The sequence below is a fragment of the Streptococcus mitis genome (assembly GCF_946190335.1).
Classification (GTDB): Bacteria; Bacillota; Bacilli; order Lactobacillales; family Streptococcaceae; genus Streptococcus; species Streptococcus mitis_CH.
Window position 1 is genome coordinate 188,554 of record NZ_CAMHZN010000003.1, and the last position, 24,694, is coordinate 213,247.

Consider the following 24,694-nt stretch of genomic DNA (forward strand, 5'->3'; position numbering starts at 1 on the left):
TAGAAATATCAAGATAAGAAAAAACAGCCGAGGATAATCCTTTCGGCTGTTTTTGATGGGGAAAACTAAAGTGTAATGCTATTACTTTTAGAGATTTTCATAAACAAGAGCAAGGAACCTACTGTTAGAACAGTCAGGATAGTTGACAAGGCTGCGGCTACACCGTAATTCCCTCTGAGAACCTCTGTATAAATGGCTACAGTCATTGTTCTTGTTTTGACATTGTAGAGGAGGATAGAAGTAGAAAGTTCTGAAATCATTGTAACCCAAGATAGGATAGCTCCAGAAATAATACCAGATAGCATCATTGGAGTTGTAATCTTGGCAAAGGTATTGAGACGACTACTTCCTAAGCTCTCAGCGGCTTCTTCAATACTTGGTGCTATTTGTTGCAAGCTAGCAACAGATGAGCGAATAGTATAAGGCAATCTTCTGACAGATAGGGACATGATCAAGATGAAAGCTGTCCCTGTAATCATAAGAAATCCACTTCCAAATAGGCCAGTATTAAAGGAAGAAATGAAGGCAATCCCTAGAACGGTTCCTGGTACAATATAAGGGACCATACTGAGGCTGTCAATTAAGTTTGTAAACAAATTACGTTTTCTAACGGCTAGGTAGGAGATAAATGTTGCGAATAGGACAACTAGAACTAAGGCAATCAAAGGGATACGAATGGTATTGAAAATAGCAGATCCCATACGATTGAAAGCTACCTTGTAACTGTTTAGAGAATAGCCTTTGACAAATACCATACCTGATGTTTTTAGGAAAGAAGTATAAATCAAGTAGACTTGAGGTAGAACAGAGAACAAGATAATTCCGTAGACTGTTGCATAAATGGCAGCCATTTTTCCTTTTGTAGTTTTTTTAGGCTCAATTGGATGGAGCGAATTCATGCTGAAACTGTAGCGATTTGAAATGTATTTTTGGATAAGGAAAATTGCCAAGGCAATGATAATCGCCATAATTGCTAAAGCAGATGCAAAAGCTGAATTTCCTCCAACCTCGCTAATAAATTGGGTATAAATCAGAACAGGGAAAGTCCGATATCCTTCACCAATCAACATAGGGGTTCCAAAGTCTGAGAATGCTCTCATAAATACAAGCAGGGCAGCTGCTAGTAAGGTTGGAACTAGGAGAGGTAAAATAACCGTTACGATACGCTTAAATCCAAAGGAACCCATGCTTTCAGCAGCTTCAAGTAGAGAATTGTCAATACTTTTCATTGTCCCAGCAACGTATAGAAATACCAGTGGGAATAGTTGCAGTGTAAAGACAAGTACAATTCCTTTGAATCCATAAATATCGATAGCTGGAAGATGAAGGGTATTTGTCAGGAATTTAGTAATGACCCCATTTCGTCCCAGCAAGAGAATCCAGGAGTAGGCTCCCACGAAAGGAGCTGACATGGAAGCAATGATAATCAATATTTGTAGAAATTTCTTTCCCTTGAAATCATACATGGAAAAGAGATAAGCTAATAAGGTTCCTACGACTAAGGAAGTGACAGTAGCGGTAATAGAAACCTTGAAACTGTTGACGAGTGTCTCAGAGTAGTAGGCTTTACTAAAGAAAGTGACAAAATTAGCTAGTGAGAATTGTCCTTCATGTATGAGTGCTTGCTTTAGCACGGTAACGATAGGATAAACGAGAAAGACAAGATAAGTAAGAAAGATGAAGAAAGAGGAGGCTGTCCAAATATTTAGTTTTTTACGTTCCATGGTTGACTCCTTTTATCAGGTTTTGGGAACCATCTGCAGAAAAGACGTTTAATTTTTGAGTATTGATTCGTAGACGAATACGATCGCCTTTTTGTAGATCTTCTTCAAAAGTTGATTCTTCGCTAACCTGAATTTTTGAGGCAAAGCCTGTCTCGATGAAGTATTCAGTATTTAGTCCAAGATAGACGCTATCGCTAATAGTTCCTTCAATATCTCCAGATTCATCTTTGATAAACTCTTCAGGACGAATGCTTACATGAATAGCTTGTTCCTCAGCCTGATCAAGAGCTGGCATTCGAAGAGCATAGCCATCTGAAAAGACTATATAAGCGCCGTCGCTCCGTTTTTCAAGAGTGGCAGGGATAATATTTGTGCGTCCGATAAAGGTTGCTACAAACTCATTAGCTGGTTTATGATAGAGTTCTTTTGGTCGGCCGATTTGTTGGATCACCCCATCTTTCATAACAGCAATTTGGTCTGAAATAGCCATGGCTTCTTCTTGGTCGTGGGTTACATAAACAGTTGTAATTCCCACTTCGTGTTGGATTTCTCGAATGGCTTGACGCATATCCAAGCGAAGTTTGGCATCTAGGTTACTAAGTGGCTCGTCCATGAGGAGAACACTTGGATTAACAGCTAAGGCACGTGCCAAGGCGACACGTTGTTGTTGTCCACCACTGAGTTTATCAGGTTTTCGATCCGCATATTGAGCAATTTGCATGAGTTCAAGATACTTGTTTGTCTGTTGGACCAATTCTTCTTTTGGAACCTTCTTTTGCTTGAGACCAAAAGCGACATTATCTCGGACAGTCAAATGTGGGAAAATAGCGTAGTTTTGGAAAACCATCCCGATATTGCGTTTGCTGGGTTCCATATTATTGATTTTTGTATCATCGAAGTAAAATTCTCCACCTTCGATACTGTTGAAACCTGCAATCATACGAAGAAGAGTCGTTTTCCCACAACCTGAAGGCCCAAGAAGGGTAAAGAGACTTCCTTTTGGAATTGTAATGTTCAAATTCTCAATAACAGGGACATCGTGGTAGATTTTTTTGGCGTTAATAATTTTGATCTCACTCATAGTGAACCTCTTTTACTGTTTAGATTGGATATCTGTAAAGACTTCGTTGTATTTCTTAACGATATCTGATTTATTCTTGATGACATAATCATAATCTTCAGTGAGTGTTTTGATTTTGTCAATTGGTTTCATATTTTCGCTTGTTTTAGCATTTTTACGAACAGGACGGTTAGTAGTGGTTGTACCAAGTGTATCTTGTACTTCTTGAGAGATAATGAAATCGATAAATTTCTTGGCATTTTCCATGTTTTTAGCTTTTTTAACGATAGCAGCACTAGCAGGTAGGAAGACGGTTCCTTCTTTTGGATAGACTACCTTGATGTTAGCTCCGTCATTTAAGAGTTTAACTGCTGGATCTTCATAAGAGAGACCGACAGCCATTTCTCCGTCAGCGACTGCTTTATAGACACCAGATGAGCTTGAACCGATTTTACCATCAATAAGTGTGAAGAGATCTTTTACATAAGACCAAGCTTTATCGTCTTTGTAACCACCTTGAGCTTGTAGCATATTTGTTAATTGAGCAAAGGCGCTAGAAGAGTTTGCTGGGTCAGCAGTTGCGATTTTTCCTTTTAGTTCAGGTTTGAGAAGGTCGCTATATCCTTCGATGTTCATGCCTTTCGTTAAATCAGGATTGACGATTAAAACACTACCATCTAGTGTATAAGGCGTAGAGTAGCCAGTTGTGTTTTGATATTCTTTGATAACATTATCATTTTCTTTTGAAGTATAGTTTTCAAAGAGTTCTCCGTGGGTAGCATATTGCGTATAAGAACCACCAAAGATGACATCGGCTACAGGAGCTTCTTTTTCTGACTCTAGTTTTTTGAAAAGTTCTCCAGTACCAGCTTGAATCAGTTCTACTTTGATACCATATTTTTCTTCAAAGGCAGGAATAGTTGCTCCGATTAAGCCCTCTGAGTTTGGTGAATAAACGACTAGCGAACCGCCGTCTCCTTTATCAGATGAACCGCCATCGGCAGATTCATTAGAAGAACAAGCAGCAAGACCAAAAAGAGCTAGTCCGCAAGCAGCATAATACATCCATTTCTTTTTCATGATGGATACCTCCGTTATGTTATTTAAGTTTATTGTAAAACAATGTAAGCGTTTTTAAAACCGATAATTCTATTCTATTAGAGTAAAATTCTCTACAAAAACGGAAGTAATCTTTTGATTTTATAGTAGGGTTTGACAGTTAATCATTGGAAAGTCAAATGTTATTTTTTAGATTGGATATCTGTAAAAATATCATTGTACTTTTTAAGAATGGCGGATTTGTTTTTAATGATATAATCGGAATCTTCAGTGGCAATATTGATTTCTGTCATAGCCTTCATATTTTTATTGGTTTTAGCATTTTTACGAATGGGTCTGATTGTTGTTTCAGTTCCTAGCTTATCTTGAATTTCTTGAGAAAGGAGAAAATCGATAAACTTCTTGGCGTTTTCCATGTGTTTGGCGTTTTTGACGATAGCCGCGTTACCAGGTAAAAAGACGGTTCCTTCTTTTGGATAAATGACTTTTACATCAACTCCGTCGTTTAAGAGTTTTAAGGCAGGATCTTCATAGGTGAGCCCTACAGCCATTTCTCCATCGGCGACAGCTTTGTAAACATTTGAAGAGCTAGATGCAATCTTTCCATCTACTAGGGTAAAGAGATTTTTCACATAGTTCCAAGCTTGTTCATTTTCGTACCCACCTTGATCGACAAGCATGTTTGTTAATTGTGCAAAGGCGCTAGATGCGTTACTTGGATCAGCAGTAGCAATTTTACCTTTTAATTTAGGATTGAGTAGATCATTGTAGCCTTCAATTTTAATATCTTTTGTAAGAGCTGAATTGGCAATGATGACACTGACATCAAGTGTGTAAGGCGTGTAGAATCCGGTTTTATTTTGATATTCAGGGATTATCTGGTCGTTCTCTTGAGAAATATAAGGTTCAAAAAGATTTTCGTTAGAAGAGAAGAGGGCGTAGGAGCCTCCGAAAATGACATCGGCTACAGGGGATTCTTTTTCAGCCTCAGCTTTTTTGAACAATTCACCAGTGCTGGCTTGTACTAATTCAACCTTAATACCATATTTTTCTTCGAAGGCTGGGATTGTCTCTTCGATAAGATCTTCAGGGTTAGGCGAGTAGACAACCAAAGTGTTATCTGAATCTTTTTCAGCGCTAGTTTCCGCTTCTATAGGTGAAGAACATCCTGATAAAGAAAGGAATATCCAACTACAAGAGAGAAAAAATAATATTTTTTTCATAAGTATCTCCTTTTTACGAACATTTTCTCTACCTAGATTATTAATGTTTTTAAATTGTAGAGTCCTACAGGATATAATAAAAACCTTAAAGAAATCTAAAACGAAAAATAGGAAATGAGTTCCTAGAGCAAGGATGGGTGAATTGTAGCTGAGATTTTGATGGTAATCCTCTTCAAAATACGTCACTTTATCTGCAATCTCAAAGCTATGATTTGAGTAGTTAGCAATTTGATTTTCATTGAGTAAAAGTACAAAATAAAAAGATTGCTAGAGTTGAGCAATCCTTTTACATCAATGATTTTTATCCATAAGTTTTAATTCTTTTGGAGAAATATGGAGATATTTTTTAAAAACTTTGGCAAAATATTTATAGTCTGAAAATCCAACTTGTTCAGAGATATAGCTTAGGGGGGAATTGGGGGACTCAGCTATTTTATCTATAGCTTGCTTGAGGCGGTAGCGTAAGATATATTCATTTAGCGTCATTGGGAAGTCTTCTTTGATAACCTTATATAGATAACTTTCACTATATCCTAGATTCTCTGCAATGCTAGAAATGGTAAAGTGCATACAGTAGTGTTGATGAACAAATTCAAGAATTTGCTGAATGATTTGGTTTTGTGTATCAATTTGTTGGATAGAGGTGAGTAAAGTTTGATATTCTTCTAAAAAAGGAGTTTCTTGACGAGTGCTAACTCGTAATCGCAAAACAATTTTTTGAAGGCATTCTGTCAATTCCTTGGTATCAATTGGTTTGGATAGAAAATCAACTGCTCCATATTGCATGGCTTTTTTGGCATTTTGAAAATCGTTATAACCTGATAAGATAACTTTTTCATAGGAGAGAGTACGAGTGGCTTCGAACATCATAAAAGCATCCATAATTGGCATTGTGATGTCTGTTAAGACAATATGAGGTTCTTTTTCTTGGATGAGTTTCATTCCCTCTTGACCGTGACTGGCAGTTCCTACGACTTGGATACCTAAGGCAGAGTAGTCTACGGCAATCTCTAGCCATTTTCGAATGAGGTGTTCGTCTTCTACGATAATGAGCTTAAACATGAGTTAGTCCTTTCGTTATAAATTTGACCCAAGTTTCTCCTTGGCGATTGACTCCTAAATCTAGCTGGACATCAGAAAAGAAATTGCTCAATCGTTTATAGCTGTTAACGATGCCATGCTGGGTATGAGGGCTTTCTAAAGAGTCTAAAATAGCGAGTTGCTCTTGTTTTGTGAGCCCTCCAGCATTATCCTTGACTAAAAAAGTCAGAGAATCTGCTTCCAAGGTAATTTGGATATCTATATGAAGATCAATACGGTATTGCATCCCATATTTTATAGCATTTTCTACGAGAGGAAGCAAGAAAAGCTTAGGTATAGGCTGATTATCGACAGTTTCTGGACAGACAATATCATAGGAAAAGTGCTCAAAACGAATCTTATGAATCATAAGGTAATCCTCTATAATCTTTAAATCTTGGCAAATGGTTGTTTCTTTTTCTAAATCGGTGATACTGTAGCGAAGAATGCGCGTGAGATTTTGAATTAGGTCTTGTGTGAGAGCGGCATCCATTAAAGAAGTGATTTTAATCGTCTCAAGTGTATTGTAGAGAAAATGAGGATTGAACTGAGCTTCCAGCATTTTTCTTTCAAAAATCCATTTTTCTTTTTCTATGGTCAACATTTTTTGATGAAGTTGATCTAATTCGTACAACATATTATTAATTTTTTCGGCCATAAATTCAAACTCATCACCTGTTTGTAGAGAAAGCCTTTTTTCTGCTTGTTTAGGAATTTCTTGAAGTTGGTAAACCAAACTTTCAATAGGAACAGCATTGTGTGTGGCAATTTTATGAGCAATTCGCCTTGCTTGCCAGAAGTAGAGGAAGAATATACATAAGGTGAGAATGGAGGCTAGACCAAGTAAGCTAGGAATAGGAAAGAAGGATTGAAAAGTATAGATTGAAAAAATAGCACCGACTTTTTCTTTTTGAACAATAAGCGGTTCGTTCGCATACCAGTGGGTGCGAGAGTGTAGGAGTTTTTCATCAAATTTTTCCAGAGTGGAACGAGTGAATTGATTTGTATTGTTGGAGAACATATTTCCAAAGCTATCGGTAATGATGTATTTGGAATTGATCATTGGGAAACTTGAGATGAAATCATTCTCATTTAAGAAAGCAATAGTATAGGCCTTAACTCGTTGGTTTTGAAGTAGTGGTTTGATAAAGAGTGTGTAGTGTTGCTTGTCTGAAGAGAGTGCAATTTTTTCTGTAACTTTATCTTGAGAAGGATTTTGAATGAGCAGTTTTAGATAGTAGGGAGATAAAATACTTTCTTGATGATTTCGATTGGTACTAAATAGTAATTCACCTGTATCACTTAGGATAATGAGGTCAGAACTAAGTTTTAATTTAGCTTTTGTCTCGTAAAATAAGCTAAAGACTTCTCTCTCTGTGTGTTTGCCGTCCAAAAATCCAAGAATCATTTTATGGTTCATGGTAGTCAGGAGCTCATTATTTGCTTCTTTCATCTCTTGAACTTGTTTGACAATCTGTCTCGTATCTTTGGAGAGTTGCTGCTTTTGTAAAAAATAGGAAAAACCAAAAAGTAAAATGAGTAGTAAAAGAGAGGTCACAAAGGCTGCGATAGAGCTTCTATGGAGAATTTCTTTTTGGAGAGATTTTTTAAAGGAATGAGACATCCGCTACCTCCTTGGAAGGGTTTTCTGTTATAAGTATAGCAGTTTAAAAATTCTAGAGCAAGGTAAAATAGAAAAGGTTTGGCTAAAATTTTTTAGCTAAACCTTTTGAAAAGTTAAGTATGTATTATAGATGCTTGTTATCTGCAAATAGCTAGAGCATTTCAAGGAAATAAACTAGAAATAACAATTAATATGATGGTTCAGAAATACCTTTTGATAATCAATAAGATCTTCGGGATGAAGTGCGTTGACTCCATCCATTTCATATTTCCGATTTAATAAACGATATTTGTTTTCACCAAATTGATGAAAAGGGAGTAGTTGAACTTGGTCGATATTTAATGAGTTAAATAGAGTAGCGAATTCTTCTGCATCCTCTAAACTATTGTTAAAATCAGGAATAACCGGGATTCTTAAAACGATAGTTTTATGTTGAGAAAAAGCATAATGAATGTTTTTAATAATCATTTGATTAAAAACCCCAGTCACTTTTTTATGTTTTATAGAATTATAATGTTTTAGGTCTGTGTAGATAAAATCCACATATTGGATTAAATCAACAAATTTTTCATGATCAACAAAGGCAGTAGTTTCAATGGCAGTGTGTATGTGATGTTCTTTAGCTGACTTTAAGATGGCTTTAGCAAATTCAAACTGAGCAAATATTTCACCCCCTGATAAAGTTAAACCTCCACCGGATTCTTCGTAAAATTCTTTGTCTTTTAATACCTCTGTAATAATTTCTTCAACAGTCTTTTCTTCACCGACTAAGGTGAATTTCTCTCGTTGAGCATCTTTCATTTTTTCAGGTTTCATTCTTTGAGATTCAGGATTAGAACACCAAGGACAGCGCAGAGGACATCCTTTTAAAAAAACAGTTGTACGAATACCCGGACCGTCATGAATTGAAAAGTGTTGAATATTAAAAATAATTCCTTTAGATATTTCCATAAGAGTTCCTCCTCTTTATAATTCTATCCTATCACAAAAACGAAAGAAAAACAATTACGAACGAAAGTTTAATTTGTTGTTTTTTGCTTTTTATTTTGGTAGAATAAAACGGAGGTGTAAAATGAAAAGATTGGAACAAATTATTAAATTAGTATCAGAATATGAAAAGATTGATGTTAATACATTATCGGAAAAATTAAATGTATCGAAAGTAACGATTAGAAAAGATTTAGATAAATTAGAGTCAAAAGGCTTATTACACAGAGAGCATGGATATGCTGTGTTAAATAGTGGAGATGACTTAAATGTACGCTTGTCAATTAATTATGAAATTAAGAGAAAAATTGTTCAAGAAGCAGTAAAATTGGTATCAGATAATGAAACAATAATGATAGAATCTGGTTCAACCTGTGCTTTACTTGCTGAGGAAATTTGCAAGCAAAAAAGAAATGTCACTATTGTAACAAATTCATTTTTTATAGCAAATTTTGTAAGAGGTTATGATTCATGTCGTGTTATTGTTCTTGGTGGAGAGTTTCAGAAAGATTCACAGGTTACCGTAGGACCTTTATTAAAAGAAATGATACAGACTTTTCATGTGCGTCAAGCTTTTGTTGGGACAGATGGCTACGATAAAGAGATGGGCTTTACAGGAAAAGATTTAATGCGCAGTGAGGTAGTTCAATATATTTCAGCAGCGTCGGATAAAGTCATTGTGCTAACTGACTCAAGTAAATTTGATAAAAGGGGTACAGTAAGAAGATTTGCTTTAAGTCAAGTCTATGAAGTAATAACAGACGAAAAACTTTCTAAACAAAATATAGCTACATTAGAAAATGCTGGGATAATGGTTAAGGTAGTTTCGTAAGAGGTTAAGTGTATGAATCAAGATAGGAATAAACTACTCTCTAAAATTGCTTATCTGTATTATATTGAAAACTTAAATCAGTCACAAATAGCAGCAAAATTAGGAATTTATAGAACCTCTATTAGTAGAATGTTAACAGAAGCAAGGAATGCAGGAATTGTTAAAATTGAAATAGAGAATTTTGATACCAATATGTTTAAGTTGGAAAATTATGTAAAAGAAAAATATGGTCTGGAAAGTTTAGAAATTATTCCAAATGAATTTGATGACAATCCAACAATTTTATCTGAAAGAATTTCTCAAGTTGCAGCAGGTGTCCTTAGGAATTTAATTGATGATAATATGAAAATTGGCTTTTCTTGGGGGAAAAGTTTAAGTAATTTAGTAGATTTAATCCACAGCAAAAGTGTTCGAAATGTTCACTTCTATCCTCTAGCAGGTGGTCCTAGTCACATACACGCTAAATACCATGTGAATACACTGATTTATGAAATGTCTAGAAAATTTCATGGAGAGTGTACATTTATGAATGCAACAATTGTGCAAGAAAATAAATTGTTAGCAGATGGTATTTTGCAATCAAGATATTTTGAAGATTTGAAAAATAGTTGGAAAGATTTAGATATAGTTGTGGTTGGGATTGGTGATTTTAGTAATAAAGGAAAACATCAATGGTTAGACATGCTTACAGAGGATGACTTTAAAGAATTGACAAAAGTTAAAACTGTAGGGGAAATTTGTTGTCGATTCTTTGATTCAAAAGGTAAAGAAGTTTATGAGAACTTACAGGAAAGAACGATAGCAATCTCTTTGGAAGATTTAAAAAATATTCCTCAAAGTTTAGCTGTTGCTTACGGTGATACGAAAGTATCTGCGATTCTTTCTGTCTTGCGTGCTAATCTAGTAAATCATCTGATTACAGATAAAAATACAATTTTAAAAGTTTTAGAAGAAGATGGTGATTTTTCTTTTCGAAATATTTTATGCGAGTGAAAATGATAGACTGATATCAGTTTATCGTTTTTTCTTTTTAATCAATTGCACATTTGTGCTTATATAAACAAAAATGGTTTATATGTTGTTTTTAGATTGACAAGTTTATTATGTAGTTGTATTCTATAGTTACAAAAGAAAATTTTAAAATTTCAAATGAAAAAGCTTTTTACATAGTGAAATGAGGAGGAATTTATGGAAATTATTGTTCCAGATCAAATTATCATGGGTTTAATTTTATATGCTGGTGATGCGAAACAACATATTTATAAAGCGTTAGATTATATAAAAAACGGTACATGTGAACGATGTGAAGAAGAAATCCAGTTAGCTGATGCAGCCTTATTAGAAGCCCATAATCTACAAACAAAATTCTTGGCACAGGAAGCGTCTGGTACAAAGACAGAAATTACAGCTCTCTTTGTTCATTCACAAGATCATCTCATGACTAGTATGACGGAGATTAATTTAATCAAAGAAATTATTAGTTTGAGAAAAGAACTTCATAAAAAATAATACTAGAGTATTATCATTGTTATTAACATAGAGGAGGAAATTATAATGGTGAAGATTGGTTTGTTTTGTGCAGCAGGATTTTCTACTGGTATGCTTGTAAATAATATGAAAATTGCAGCGCAATCTAGTGGAGTTGAGGCAGAAATAGAGGCGTTTTCTCAGTCTAAATTAGCGGATTATGCCCCAAATCTAGATGTTGCACTATTGGGGCCTCAAGTTGCTTATACATTAGATAAATCAAAAGAAATTTGTGATAAGTGTGATGTTCCGATAGCTGTTATTCCGATGATGGACTATGGTATGTTAGATGGGAAAAAAGTATTAGATTTGGCCCTATCTTTGATTAGTGGGTAAGAAAAGGAGTTTTATTATGGCAAAGATGGATGTTCAGAAAATCATTGCACCAATGATGAAATTTGTGAATATGCGTGGTATTATAGCTCTAAAAGATGGTATGTTGGCTATTTTACCATTAACAGTAGTTGGGAGTTTGTTCTTAATTATGGGGCAATTACCCTTTGAAGGATTGAATCAAAGTATTGCTAGTGTATTTGGGGCAGACTGGACAGAGCCTTTTATGCAAGTCTATTCAGGAACTTTTGCGATTATGGGTCTAATTTCTTGTTTTTCAATTGCCTATTCTTATGCTAAGAATAGCGGAGTAGAGGCATTGCCAGCTGGGGTTCTTTCTGTATCTGCATTCTTTATTTTACTAAGATCATCTTATATCCCTAAACAAGGTGAGGCGATTGGGGACGCTATTAGTAAAGTTTGGTTTGGAGGCCAAGGAATTATCGGTGCTATCATTATAGGTTTGGTAGTAGGAAGTATTTATACCTTCTTTATAAAGAGAAAAATTGTTATTAAGATGCCAGAACAAGTTCCACAAGCTATTGCCAAACAGTTTGAAGCAATGATTCCAGCATTTGTAATTTTCTTATCTTCTATGATTGTATATATTTTAGCGAAGTCATTGACTAATGGCGGAACATTTATTGAAATGATTTATTCTGTTATTCAAGTTCCATTGCAAGGTTTAACTGGATCTTTGTATGGTGCAATTGGAATTGCATTCTTTATATCATTTTTATGGTGGTTTGGTGTCCATGGACAATCGGTAGTAAATGGAGTAGTGACAGCTCTGCTTTTATCTAATCTTGATGCTAATAAAGCTATGTTAGCCTCCGGTAATCTATCATTAGAAAATGGTGCACATATTGTTACTCAACAATTTTTAGATTCATTTTTAATTCTATCTGGTTCAGGAATTACGTTTGGTCTTGTAGTTGCCATGCTTTTTGCAGCAAAATCTAAACAGTACCAAGCGTTAGGGAAAGTAGCAGCTTTTCCAGCAATATTTAACGTAAATGAGCCAGTTGTATTTGGATTTCCGATTGTCATGAATCCAGTTATGTTTGTACCTTTCATTCTTGTTCCTGTACTTGCAGCTGTTATAGTATATGGGGCTATTGCAACAGGTTTCATGCAGCCATTTTCAGGAGTTACCTTACCTTGGAGCACCCCAGCTATTATATCAGGATTTATGGTTGGTGGATGGCAAGGAGTTATTACTCAGCTGGTGATATTAGGGATGTCTACATTAGTTTATTTCCCATTCTTTAAAGTACAGGATCGTTTAGCGTATCAGAATGAAGTTTGATAAATGTAAAAAAACATTTGTGTATTATCATTAAACACACATTTGTGCTAAAAATTAGGGAGTTAAAGTTTTTCTAGTTAAAAGCTTGAAATTCTCTAAAAAATCAGGTATTATATTTTCGAAAGAAACAAAAATATTTTCGAAAGAAAGGTGCTTACGATGGTAAATACAGAAGTAGCAAGAACAACAATCAAGACAGAATATTTTGGCAGCCTTACTGAAAGGATGAACAAATATCGAGAAGATGTTTTAAATAAAAAACCTTATATTGATGCTGAGAGAGCAGTTCTAGCAACACGCGCTTATGATCGATATAAGGAACAACCTAATGTCCTAAAACGCGCCTATATGCTGAAAGAAATTTTGGAAAATATGACTATCTATATCGAAGAAGAATCTATGATTGCGGGAAATCAAGCTTCTTCCAATAAAGATGCTCCTATTTTTCCAGAATATACGCTAGAATTTGTTCTCAATGAGTTGGATCTTTTTGAAAAGCGTGATGGAGATGTTTTCTATATTACAGAAGAAACAAAAGAACAACTTAGAAGTATCGCTCCGTTTTGGGAAAATAATAATTTACGTGCTAGAGCTGGTGCCTTATTACCTGAAGAAGTGTCTGTTTATATGGAAACAGGATTCTTCGGTATGGAAGGTAAGATGAATTCTGGAGATGCTCACTTAGCAGTTAACTATCAGAAACTTTTGCAATTTGGCTTAAGAGGTTTTGAAGAGCGGGCTCGTAAAGCGAAAGCAGCGCTAGATTTAACAGATCCAGCAAGTATTGATAAATATCATTTTTACGACTCTATATTTATCGTAATCGATGCTATTAAAGTATATGCAAATCGCTTTGTTGCTCTTGCTAAAAATTTAGCCGAAAATGCAAATCCTAAACGTAAAAAAGAATTACTTGAGATTGCAGATATTTGCTCTCGAGTCCCATATGAACCGGCAACTACTTTTGCAGAAGCTATTCAATCAGTTTGGTTTATACAATGTATTTTACAAATTGAATCTAATGGCCACTCTCTTTCATATGGCCGTTTTGATCAATATATGTATCCATATATGAAGGCTGATTTAGAAAGTGGTAAAGAAACAGAAGATAGCATTGTTGAACGTCTAACAAATCTTTGGATTAAGACAATTACAATTAATAAGGTTCGCAGTCAAGCACATACATTTTCTTCAGCAGGAAGTCCTTTATATCAAAATGTTACAATTGGTGGACAGACTCGAGATAAGAAGGATGCTGTTAACCCATTATCTTATTTGGTATTAAAATCAGTTGCACAAACCCATCTACCGCAACCTAATCTAACTGTACGTTACCATGCAGGTTTAGATGCTCGTTTCATGAATGAGTGTATTGAAGTGATGAAGCTTGGTTTTGGTATGCCTGCATTTAATAATGATGAGATTATTATTCCTTCTTTTATTGCAAAAGGAGTATTGGAAGATGATGCTTATGATTACAGTGCCATTGGATGTGTTGAAACGGCAGTTCCAGGGAAATGGGGCTATCGTTGCACAGGCATGAGTTATATGAACTTCCCTAAGGTTCTACTTATCACGATGAATGATGGAATTGATCCGGCTTCGGGTAAACGGTTTGCACCAAGCTTTGGTCATTTTAAGGATATGAAGAACTTTTCTGAATTAGAAAATGCTTGGGATAAAACACTAAGATATTTGACACGAATGAGTGTTATTGTTGAAAATTCTATTGATTTATCATTGGAACGAGAAGTTCCTGATATTCTATGTTCAGCATTGACTGATGATTGTATTGGTCGTGGGAAACATCTTAAAGAAGGTGGAGCAGTATATGACTATATATCAGGTTTGCAAGTTGGAATTGCAAATTTGTCGGATTCATTAGCTGCAATTAAAAAGTTGGTATTTGAGGAAGAACGTATAAGCCCAAGTCAACTTTGGCATGCACTAGAAACAGATTATGCTGGAGAAGAAGGTAAGGCTATTCAAGAAATGTTGATTAATGATGCGCCTAAGTACGGTAACGATGATGATTATGCTGATAAATTAGTTACGGCTGCTTATGACATTTATGTTGATGAAATTGCTAAATATCCTAATACACGTTATGGAAGAGGACCTATTGGAGGAATTCGTTATTCAGGAACCTCTTCTATCTCAGCCAACGTAGGACAGGGACGTGGAACATTAGCAACTCCAGATGGTCGCAATGCAGGTACACCGCTAGCAGAGGGTTGTTCACCATCACATAATATGGATCAACACGGTCCTACATCTGTTTTAAAATCTGTTTCAAAATTACCAACAGATGAAATCGTAGGTGGGGTTCTCTTAAATCAGAAAGTAAATCCTCAAACGTTAGCCAAAGAAGAAGATAAATTAAAACTAATTGCTTTGTTACGAACATTCTTTAATCGTTTACATGGGTACCATATTCAATACAATGTTGTTTCCAGAGAGACGTTGATTGACGCTCAGAAACATCCTGAAAAACACAGAGATTTAATTGTTCGTGTTGCAGGATACTCTGCATTCTTCAATGTTCTTTCTAAGGCAACCCAAGATGATATTATAGGACGTACTGAGCATACATTGTAAAATAAAGAGGTTCTTTTTATGGAATTTATGCTTGACACATTAAATTTAGATGAGATTAAAAAATGGTCTGAAATTTTACCGCTAGCTGGGGTAACTTCAAATCCCACTATTGCAAAAAGAGAGGGATCTATTAATTTTTTTGAACGAATCAAAGATGTAAGAGAATTGATTGGCTCTGCACCCTCTATTCATGTTCAGGTGATTTCTCAAGATTTTGAAGGCATCTTAAAGGATGCTCATGAAATTCGAAGACAAGCAGGAGATGATGTATTTATCAAAGTACCTGTTACTCCAGCTGGATTACGTGCAATAAAGGTGCTAAAAAAAGAGGGCTACCATATCACTGCAACAGCTATTTATACAGTTATTCAGGGATTCTTAGCTATTGAAGCAGGAGCGGATTACCTAGCTCCATATTATAATAGAATGGAAAATCTGAACATTGATTCAAATTCTGTCATTCGTCAATTAGCTCTTGCTATTGACAGACAGAACTCTCCTAGTAAGATTTTAGCCGCATCCTTTAAAAATGTAGCACAAGTAAATAATGCTTTAGCTGCAGGTTCGCATGCTGTTACAGCAGGAGCAGATGTTTTTGAATCAGCTTTCGCCATGCCATCTATCCAAAAGGCGGTTGATGATTTTTCTGACGATTGGTTTGTTATTCAAAATAGTCGTTCCATTTAGATAGAGAGGAAATACATATGAGAATTTTTGCTAGCCCTTCTAGATATATTCAAGGGGAAAATGCCTTGTTCGAAAATGCCAAATCAATATTGGATTTGGGGAATCGTCCTATTCTATTATGCGATCAGTTGGTTTATGATATTGTTGGAAAACGATTTGAAGATTACCTACATAGGTATGGTTTCCATATTGTTCTAGCCCAGTTTAATGGTGAAGCTTCTGACAATGAAATCAATCGAGTTGTTGCCTTGGCTGAGAAAGAAAATTGTGATAGTATTATCGGTCTTGGTGGTGGAAAGACGATTGATAGTGCAAAAGCTATTGCAGATTTGATTGAAAAGCCTGTTATTATTGCTCCAACAATTGCATCGACCGACGCACCTGTATCTGCTTTATCTGTTATTTATACAGATGAAGGTGCATTTGATCATTATCTATTTTATTCTAAAAATCCAGATTTAGTTTTGATTGATACAAAAGTTATTTCACAAGCTCCTAAGCGTTTATTAGCGTCTGGTATTGCAGATGGTTTAGCAACTTGGGTTGAGGCGCGTGCAGTTATGCAGGCAAATGGAAAAACTATGTTAGGACAACAACAAACGTTGGCTGGAGTTGCAATTGCGAAAAAATGTGAAGAAACGCTGTTCGCAGATGGTTTACAGGCTATGGCAGCTTGTGAAGCTAAAGTGGTGACACCAGCATTAGAAAATATTGTTGAAGCTAATACTCTATTGAGTGGACTAGGTTTTGAAAGTGGAGGATTAGCTGCGGCGCATGCAATTCATAATGGTTTTACTGCATTGACAGGTGACATTCATCATTTAACACATGGTGAAAAAGTAGCTTATGGAACCTTGGTACAACTTTTATTGGAAAATAGACCAAAAGAAGAACTTGATAAGTATATTGAGTTTTACAAAAAAATTGGTATGCCAACAACTCTAAAAGAAATGCATTTGGATCAAGTTGAATATGATGATTTAATAAAAGTTGGTAAACAAGCAACTATGGAGGGTGAGACAATCCATCAGATGCCGTTTAAGATTTCGCCTTCAGATGTTGCACAAGCCATTATAGCTGTAGATGCATATGTAAATTCGCAATAAACAATAAGGACTACTGTTTTAAAAATGGTAGTCTTTTATTTATCCTCATATTGTATCCGATGCTCTTTATAAATCAGGAAGCAATAAAAGTTGTCAGCTATTTATTGTGAATACATTAATTAGCATTCCAGTTTTATCTTCGGTCTAAAATAAGTATTTTGTGCTATATGAGATAAGATTATTGACTTACTCCTTGATTTACTGCATAACAATGGGATAAAAAGTGGGAGATAGAGCAATTCATAGTCATCAAAATTAATGAAGTACAGTATACAGTTTTTTCTTTTAACACATTTCAAATTCCCCCAAAAATGGTATAATAGTAACATCACAAAATTGGAGAGAGACCATGAGTTTTTACAATCATAAAGAAATTGAGCCTAAGTGGCAGGGCTACTGGGCAGAACATCATACATTTAAGACAGGGACAGATGCATCAAAACCGAAGTTTTATGCGCTTGATATGTTCCCTTATCCATCTGGAGCGGGTCTTCACGTAGGACACCCAGAAGGTTACACTGCAACCGATATCCTCAGCCGTTACAAACGTGCGCAAGGCTACAATGTCCTTCACCCAATGGGTTGGGATGCTTTTGGTTTGCCTGCAGAGCAATACGCTATGGATACAGGTAATGACCCAGCGGAATTTACGGCTGAAAACATTGCCAACTTCAAACGACAAATCAATGCGCTTGGATTTTCTTATGACTGGGATCGTGAAGTCAATACGACAGATCCAAACTACTACAAGTGGACGCAATGGATTTTCACTAAGCTTTACGAAAAAGGCTTGGCCTATGAAGCGGAAGTGCCAGTAAACTGGGTTGAGGAATTGGGAACAGCCATCGCCAACGAAGAGGTACTTCCTGATGGAACTTCTGAGCGTGGGGGCTATCCAGTTGTCCGCAAACCAATGCGCCAATGGATGCTCAAAATCACGGCCTATGCGGAGCGTTTGCTTAACGACTTAGATGGACTTGATTGGCCAGAGTCTATCAAGGACATGCAACGCAACTGGATTGGTAAATCAACTGGTGCCAATGTAACCTTCAAGGTTAAGGGAACTGATAAGGAATTTACTGTCTTTACCACTCGTCCTGATACCCTTTTCGGTGCGACTTTCACCGTTTTGGCTCCTGAGCATGACTTGGTTGACGCTATCACAAGTCCAGAGCAAGCAGAAGCAGTAGCAGATTACAAACATCAAGCTAGCCTTAAATCAGACTTGGCTCGTACAGACCTTGCCAAAGAAAAAACTGGTGTTTGGACTGGTGCATATGCTATCAATCCTGTCAATGGCAAGGAAATTCCAATATGGATTGCGGATTACGTTCTTGCTAGTTATGGAACAGGTGCCGTTATGGCTGTACCTGCCCACGATCAACGTGACTGGGAATTTGCCAAACAATTTGATCTTCCAATCGTAGAAGTACTTGAAGGTGGAAACGTAGCAGAAGCTGCCTACACAGAAGATGGACTTCATGTCAATTCAGACTTCCTAGATGGACTCAACAAAGAAGACGCTATTGCTAAGATTGTAGCTTGGTTGGAAGAAAAAGGATGTGGTCAGGAGAAAGTTACCTACCGTCTCCGCGACTGGCTCTTTAGCCGTCAACGTTATTGGGGTGAGCCCATTCCAATCATTCATTGGGAAGATGGAACTTCAACAGCTGTTCCTGAAAGTGAATTGCCACTTGTCTTGCCTGTAACCAAGGATATCCGTCCTTCAGGTACTGGTGAAAGTCCACTAGCTAACTTGACAGATTGGCTTGAAGTGACTCGTGAAGATGGTGTTAAAGGTCGTCGTGAAACCAATACCATGCCACAATGGGCTGGTTCAAGTTGGTATTACCTCCGCTATATTGACCCGCACAATACTGAGAAATTGGCTGATGAGGACCTTCTCAAACAATGGTTGCCAGTAGATATCTATGTGGGTGGTGCAGAGCATGCCGTTCTTCACTTGCTTTACGCTCGTTTCTGGCATAAATTCCTCTATGACCTCGGTGTTGTTCCGACTAAGGAACCATTCCAAAAACTCTTTAACCAAGGAATGATTTTGGGAACAAGCTACCGTGACCACCGTGGCGCTCTTGTGGCAACCGATAAGGTTGAAAAACGTGACGGTTCTTTCTTCCACGTGGAAACAGGAGAGGAGTTGGAGCAAGCACCAGCCAAGATGTCTAAATCCCTTAAGAACGTTGTCAACCCAGACGACGTAGTGGAACAATACGGTGCCGATACCCTTCGTGTCTATGAAATGTTCATGGGGCCACTTGATGCTTCGATTGCTTGGTCAGAAGAAGGTCTGGAAGGAAGCCGTAAATTCTTGGATCGTGTTTACCGTTTGATTACAAGTAAAGAAATCCTTGCGGAAAACAATGGCGCTCTTGACAAGGTTTATAACGAAACCGTTAAAGCTGTCACAGAACAAATCGAATCATTGAAATTCAACACAGCTATTGCCCAACTTATGGTCTTTGTCAATGCGGCTAATAAGGAAGACGAACTCTATGTGGACTATGCCAAAGGCTTTATCCAATTGATTGCTCCATTTGCGCCTCACTTGGCAGAAGAACTCTGGCAAATTGTTGCAACAACAGGTGAGTCAATCTCTTACGTGGCTTGGCCAACTTGGGACGAAAGTAAATTGGTTGAAGATGAAATTGAAATTGTCGTCCAAATCAAAGGTAAAGTACGTGCCAAACTCATGGTCGCTAAAGATCTATCACGCGAAGAATTGCAAGAAATTGCTCTCGCTGATGAAAAAGTCAAAGCAGAAATTGACGGTAAGGAAATCGTGAAAGTGATTGCGGTACCGAATAAATTGGTTAATATTGTTGTGAAATAAGATAGAAATCCTTCAGAGTAGAATCTGGGGGATTTTTTATTTGACAGGAAGTTTCTGTTTTGTTAATATGATTAACAAAGGAAAGAGAGATTATGGATAAAAAAGAATTTATTGCATTTAATAATCGTTTCAATAGATTTATTTTAGCGTTTGACCAGTTAAAAAAAAATCAACATAAAAGTGGTGTTGACAAATCCATTACTTTGAATGAGGTACATTTGATTGTTGTGATTGGGGAAAATCAGCCCTTAAATCTAGTAAAATTATCTGAATTATTAGAAGTTTCAAGAAGTGCAATAACTCAAAGTGTTAGGAGATTGATTCAAAAAAATTTAGTTGTTTTTGATTTTGATCCGAATAATGGGAAAAATAAATATTTGAGATTATCTGAAAAAGGCATCGAAATTTTTAAAATCCATAAGGAGCAACAAGCATATATTGAAAAATCAATCTTTTCAGTTTTGAACAACTATAGCGAGGTGGAACTTCAAACAGTTGTGAAATTGATGGATGATATTGAAAAGGTGTGGGGAGAATTACCGTGGTAAAAGTCGCGGTAAATTTTAAACATAATTGTTAAGTAAATTAACAAAAAGGAGAAGATATGACTGTAAACATAGAACTGATTTCACAAACAGATTTAGCGGATGAATCTTTTTATATTGCTATTAATGGTTTAGAACCAAGGGCAATGTATTGTGTAGAAATGTACCTGTCTGATTATTACTGTATAAATGCTCCCTTGCTTTTAGATCATGATGTTATATGGAAATCAACCGCAATTTTTTTATCTGATCAGGACGGTATGATTGACACCTCTCAAACAGCATCTATTTCGGGCTCTTATAAAGGAATTTCAGAAATGGGCTTGTTCTTTAATGCGAAACCGTTGAAGAATAGGAAAAGGAGATTACCCAATTCTCTTGATAGAATTCCATTACGAGATTGTTTTGGTGTTAAAATTAAAATCAGGCTGGGGAAAGATGTTGTCGCGGAGCAAAGTTTTGTAAGGCGTTTTATGAATCTGGGAATAAGGTATCAAGATATTTATGACAAGCATTTTCAAGGTCGATTATTTTATAATGAAAAATTAAGAAGGGCGCCAGCCGTTATTATTGTTAGCGGTAGTGAGGGGAGAATTGAAAAAGCTCAGAATATTGCCCAACTTTTATCTTCTAGAGGCTATATTTGTCTTGCGATAGCTTATTTTGGTTTAGAGGGATTACCCCACAATTTAGAACGAATTCCAATAGAATGTCTGGAGGAGGCGAAAGATTTTCTATATCATCATCCTCAAGTTGATAATACAAAAATAGGAATATATGGTCGCTCTAAAGGAGCAGAGCTTGTTCTGGCTGGACAAAGTATTTTGGAAGATGTGCAATGTTTGGTACTCAATTCCCCCTCAAATGTAATATTTGAGGGAATAAAGGGAAAACTCAACTCTCATTCATCTTCTTGGACATATTTGCAAAAAGAACTTCCGTATCAAAAATTTCAACTAGGAAATTATTTGTTAAACAAGTTTTTTGGAAAACATATTCCTGAAGATAGTAGGGCTCAGATTGATGTGAGTAAAATTGCCTCTCCTTTATTATTACTAGGAAGCGATGTTGATGAAATATGGAATGCGTCATCTGCGATAGATGGTATTATTTCACATTATAAAGGGAAATCCATTTTGTTTAAAAAATACCACGAAACAGGGCATATGTTGACGGTTGCTTATCAACCGAATCATCGTTATCGAAAAGATTGGTGCTTATTAATGAAAGAAAGTGTAGACTCTTGGTTTGCTACGATAAATTATTTTGATACACATCTGAAAAATTTGTAGATAGTGCTGAACCGTACTATAATAGTCCCAACTAAGATAAAAACACAGTTCTGGTTGGTAGTCCAGTCTACAAAAGTAATTGCTCAAACAAGATAAATTTGAACTCAAACAGTAAAAACGTAGAGAGAAGTACAAGAGTTACTAGTGACTTTCTCTTTCATAAAATAGAACAGCTCTTCTCGGATAAAAAGAGCTGTTTTTTGCTTGTATTGAAAATTCTTTTCATAGATTATTTCCTAATGGATTTACTTGTCGTTAAAAATTTGGCTAATGGAAGTTTCAAATTCAGGACAATACTTACTTGCTTCAAATTCAATCATATCATATTCAGCAGTTTCATTTTGATAGAAGGGATTGTGTGTCATGATTTCTAGTTAATTTTTTATTGTTTGATTTGGCGAGAATAATACTACCGATTCTTGAATTTTTCGGCCAGATGCGGTAAAACATCTCTTTATAGCGCATATTTAAAAATATAATGTGTTTTTGTAAGTGTTTTTAAGCTTCATTTAGCAATTCGGTAGGAGAAAAATGGCTGTAGCCTTCTCTACTTTAACTTAACCCTAATTATCTCACCACTTAACCTCTCATTTTAACCACTTATCTCAAAAGTCGATTTTTCTGTCATTATTTTTGTTAAACTAGTGAGATAAAAGGAGGGAAGAAATATGATTTTACAAGCTAAACATTTGACTAAACGGTACGGTACTCATATGGCTGTCGATGATATTCAGTTAGAGTTTGAAAAAGGAAGTTTCAATGCTATTTTGGGACCCAATGGTGCAGGAAAATCAACCACCATTTCCATGTTAATCGGTTTGAAAAAGCCGACACAAGGTCAGATTCGATATGCGCCAAATACGAAAATAGGAGTTGTTTTTCAAGCTAGTGTACTGGATGAGATGTTGACGGTTAGAGAAAATCTTACGATTCGTGCTCAACAGTATAAGGAGATTGCAGCAAGTCGTGTGGATGATTTGATCCATCAACTGGGTTTGACTGCTTTCCAGAAGCAACTATATGGGACTTTGTCAGGTGGGCAAAAACGTAGGGTTGATATTGCGCGTGCTCTTCTTTCACAGCCAGATATTCTTTTCTTAGATGAACCAACGACAGGTCTAGATATTCAGACTCGCAAAGCCATTTGGGATTTACTGTCTCGGCTACAAAAGGATGAAGGGATGACTATTATCTTAACGACTCATTATCTGGATGAAGCGGATGAAGCGGATCAGATTTATATCGTTGATCATGGGAAAGTGATTGCGCAAGGTTCTGCGACGGCTATTAAAAGTCAGTATGCATCTAATATTCTAAAAATTCGTTTTAAAGAAATGAAGGATTTAGAAAAGTTGCTACAGACTGGAATGACAGTAAAGGAAGAAAATGAGTTGGAATATCTTTTTTATCCAAGGACGTCACAGGAAGCCATTGAATATTTAGCAAAAGTACGAGAAGAAATTGATTCTTTTGAGTTTCGTCCAGGTACCATGGATGATGCCTTTATTGCACTTACAGGAAGAGAGGTTCGCTAATGTTAGCTTTATTAAAACGGAATTTTATCTTATATTTTCGTAATCGTTCAGGAGTATTTTTCTCATTATTGGGGGCATTGATTTCCTTCCTCCTTTATATCATTTTTTTGCAGAAGAACTTGACAGACGCTTGGTCTCAACTCCCTGATAATACGAATCTTTTAAATAACTGGCTGATGGGTGGGACCTTGGCTGTGACTGGGATTACAACCAGTTTTACGGCTCTTACACAAATGGTACAGGATCGTGAAAATCAAGTGGATCAAGATCTCTTCTTGACAGATTTAGGTAGCTGGGGTTTACAGATGTCCTATCTAATCAGTAGTATTGCCATTTCTTTTGTCATGCAGGTGTTTATGTTTGCTGTTATGGGGTTTTATTTTAAAGAAAGTCTAGTTATCAGTCATTTACCGGAAATTGCTTTGATTATGTTGTTAAGTAGTCTGCTTTCAAGTTTGATAAATATTCTCTTGATTAATCGTTTTCAATCTGTAGATAGTCTTGGCAAACTGGCAACTATAGTGGGAACTGCTTCTGGATTTTTAGTAGGAACTTATGTCCCTATTGGAGTTTTACCTGATTTTGCACAGATTATCATGAAGTGTACCCCTGCAACTTATATTGCTTCTCTTTATCGACAAATTTTAATGAAAGAACCATTAGAGACCGCATTTACAGGAAATAGCAGCTTGTTAAAGGAATTTCAAGAAAAAATGGGAATCCAAATCAACTGGCAAGAACTATTGACAAAGGAAGAGACATACTTTATAGTGGTTATTATCAGTCTCGTCGCTATTCTTCTTTGGCTTTTATTTGTTAAAGTATTTAGCAGGAGAAAATAAAAGTATATTGGAGAGAAAATGAAGATTCGTTTTGAAATGAAGACAGAGTTTTCCGAAAAGGACCCACAGATTGTAATTCAGGCAGCTCAGTTAACTGACCAAGCAAGGGAAATCATGGAGTATTTAGAACAATTTTCAACGACCAATCAGGTGACCATTCCTATTCGAACGGATGATTATATGGTCATGGTGAAAATTGAGGATCTTATTCTAGCAGATATCGATAAGAACTTGTTAACCATTTATACGGTAGATGGGATTTATAAAACTAAGGAAACATTGACAAACTTTCAGAATCGGATTAATCGGCGTAATTTTATACAGATATCACGACATTCAATTATAAACATTGACCATTTAGAGTCATTATCGGATAGCTTTTCAGGGAACATGATGGCTAAAATGACTCGGGGCATCAAATCTAGTGTGAGTCGGAAATACGTTAAGTCCTTAATGAATTATCTAGGTTTATAGGAGAAA

Annotated in this window: 21 protein-coding genes; 14 read left to right on the plus strand and 7 right to left on the minus strand. The window is 36.1% G+C overall.

From position 1 onward, the window contains the following. Positions 1-65: 65 nt before the first annotated feature. From N8O43_RS06110 to N8O43_RS06140, 7 genes are all read right to left on the minus strand, one after another. Positions 66-1,724, minus strand: a complete 1,659-nt coding sequence (locus tag N8O43_RS06110; protein ID WP_045597598.1) for an ABC transporter permease — start codon at positions 1,722-1,724, stop codon at positions 66-68. After that, positions 1,714-2,805: an ABC transporter ATP-binding protein gene (locus N8O43_RS06115; protein WP_084928770.1), complete on the minus strand. Its 1,092-nt coding sequence runs from the start codon at positions 2,803-2,805 to the stop codon at positions 1,714-1,716. The genes N8O43_RS06110 and N8O43_RS06115 overlap by 11 nt, the downstream gene beginning before the upstream one ends. 12 nt (positions 2,806-2,817) lie before the next feature. Further along, on the minus strand, positions 2,818-3,864 hold the full coding sequence (locus N8O43_RS06120; RefSeq protein WP_000731166.1) for an ABC transporter substrate-binding protein: 1,047 nt from the start codon (positions 3,862-3,864) through the stop codon (positions 2,818-2,820). Positions 3,865-4,025: 161 nt separating this feature from the next. Continuing rightward, positions 4,026-5,066 (minus strand): ABC transporter substrate-binding protein, encoded by a 1,041-nt coding sequence (locus tag N8O43_RS06125; protein ID WP_261223704.1) that lies wholly within the window; start codon positions 5,064-5,066, stop codon positions 4,026-4,028. Between the two features lie 291 nt (positions 5,067-5,357). Then, positions 5,358-6,128: a response regulator transcription factor gene (locus tag N8O43_RS06130; protein WP_261089746.1), complete on the minus strand. Its 771-nt coding sequence runs from the start codon at positions 6,126-6,128 to the stop codon at positions 5,358-5,360. Further along, a complete protein-coding gene (locus N8O43_RS06135) occupies positions 6,121-7,770 on the minus strand; it encodes a sensor histidine kinase (RefSeq protein ID WP_261072433.1) in 1,650 nt (549 codons plus the stop codon). Before N8O43_RS06135 ends, N8O43_RS06130 begins: the two co-directional genes overlap by 8 nt. Positions 7,771-7,944: 174 nt before the next feature. Next, positions 7,945-8,721 carry a glycyl-radical enzyme activating protein gene (locus tag N8O43_RS06140; RefSeq protein WP_000406173.1) on the minus strand — a complete coding sequence of 259 codons (777 nt, stop codon included), beginning with the start codon at positions 8,719-8,721 and terminating at the stop codon, positions 7,945-7,947. Between the two features lie 121 nt (positions 8,722-8,842). On the opposite strand from N8O43_RS06140, the gene N8O43_RS06145 reads away from it, so the two are divergent. The 14 genes from N8O43_RS06145 to N8O43_RS06210 all read left to right on the plus strand — a co-directional run bounded on the left by N8O43_RS06145 (position 8,843) and on the right by N8O43_RS06210 (position 24,688). Further along, positions 8,843-9,589, plus strand: a complete 747-nt coding sequence (locus N8O43_RS06145) for a DeoR/GlpR family DNA-binding transcription regulator (RefSeq protein WP_000824973.1) — start codon at positions 8,843-8,845, stop codon at positions 9,587-9,589. Between the two features lie 12 nt (positions 9,590-9,601). Next, positions 9,602-10,582 (plus strand): sugar-binding transcriptional regulator, encoded by a 981-nt coding sequence (locus N8O43_RS06150; RefSeq protein WP_001070838.1) that lies wholly within the window; start codon positions 9,602-9,604, stop codon positions 10,580-10,582. Positions 10,583-10,777: 195 nt separating this feature from the next. Next, positions 10,778-11,098, plus strand: a complete 321-nt coding sequence (locus N8O43_RS06155) for a PTS lactose/cellobiose transporter subunit IIA (protein ID WP_000402908.1) — start codon at positions 10,778-10,780, stop codon at positions 11,096-11,098. Between the two features lie 45 nt (positions 11,099-11,143). Then, positions 11,144-11,452, plus strand: coding sequence for a PTS sugar transporter subunit IIB (locus N8O43_RS06160; protein WP_000238723.1), 309 nt, complete (start codon positions 11,144-11,146; stop codon positions 11,450-11,452). Between the two features lie 16 nt (positions 11,453-11,468). Further along, positions 11,469-12,758 (plus strand): PTS sugar transporter subunit IIC, encoded by a 1,290-nt coding sequence (locus N8O43_RS06165; protein ID WP_261089748.1) that lies wholly within the window; start codon positions 11,469-11,471, stop codon positions 12,756-12,758. 159 nt (positions 12,759-12,917) lie between these two features. Further along, positions 12,918-15,356 (plus strand): glycyl radical protein, encoded by a 2,439-nt coding sequence (locus tag N8O43_RS06170; RefSeq protein WP_261073813.1) that lies wholly within the window; start codon positions 12,918-12,920, stop codon positions 15,354-15,356. A gap of 18 nt (positions 15,357-15,374) precedes the next feature. Further along, positions 15,375-16,043, plus strand: a complete 669-nt coding sequence (locus N8O43_RS06175) for a fructose-6-phosphate aldolase (protein WP_261089749.1) — start codon at positions 15,375-15,377, stop codon at positions 16,041-16,043. Positions 16,044-16,060: 17 nt separating this feature from the next. Next, positions 16,061-17,149: a glycerol dehydrogenase gene (locus tag N8O43_RS06180; RefSeq protein WP_261089750.1), complete on the plus strand. Its 1,089-nt coding sequence runs from the start codon at positions 16,061-16,063 to the stop codon at positions 17,147-17,149. A gap of 349 nt (positions 17,150-17,498) precedes the next feature. Beyond that, on the plus strand, positions 17,499-20,000 hold the full coding sequence (gene leuS, locus N8O43_RS06185; protein ID WP_261089751.1) for a leucine--tRNA ligase: 2,502 nt from the start codon (positions 17,499-17,501) through the stop codon (positions 19,998-20,000). A 92-nt stretch (positions 20,001-20,092) separates the two neighbouring features. Then, positions 20,093-20,548, plus strand: coding sequence for a MarR family winged helix-turn-helix transcriptional regulator (locus tag N8O43_RS06190; protein ID WP_261089752.1), 456 nt, complete (start codon positions 20,093-20,095; stop codon positions 20,546-20,548). Positions 20,549-20,604: 56 nt separating this feature from the next. Next, a complete protein-coding gene (locus N8O43_RS06195) occupies positions 20,605-21,837 on the plus strand; it encodes an acyl-CoA thioesterase/BAAT N-terminal domain-containing protein (protein WP_261089753.1) in 1,233 nt (410 codons plus the stop codon). 668 nt (positions 21,838-22,505) lie between these two features. Then, complete coding sequence (locus N8O43_RS06200) at positions 22,506-23,372, plus strand: ABC transporter ATP-binding protein (RefSeq protein ID WP_261089754.1); 867 nt, start codon at positions 22,506-22,508, stop codon at positions 23,370-23,372. Next, a complete protein-coding gene (locus N8O43_RS06205) occupies positions 23,372-24,214 on the plus strand; it encodes an ABC transporter permease (protein WP_261089755.1) in 843 nt (280 codons plus the stop codon). The genes N8O43_RS06200 and N8O43_RS06205 overlap by 1 nt, the downstream gene beginning before the upstream one ends. An 18-nt stretch (positions 24,215-24,232) precedes the next feature. Further along, positions 24,233-24,688: a LytTR family DNA-binding domain-containing protein gene (locus tag N8O43_RS06210; RefSeq protein ID WP_261089756.1), complete on the plus strand. Its 456-nt coding sequence runs from the start codon at positions 24,233-24,235 to the stop codon at positions 24,686-24,688. Positions 24,689-24,694 lie beyond the last annotated feature (6 nt).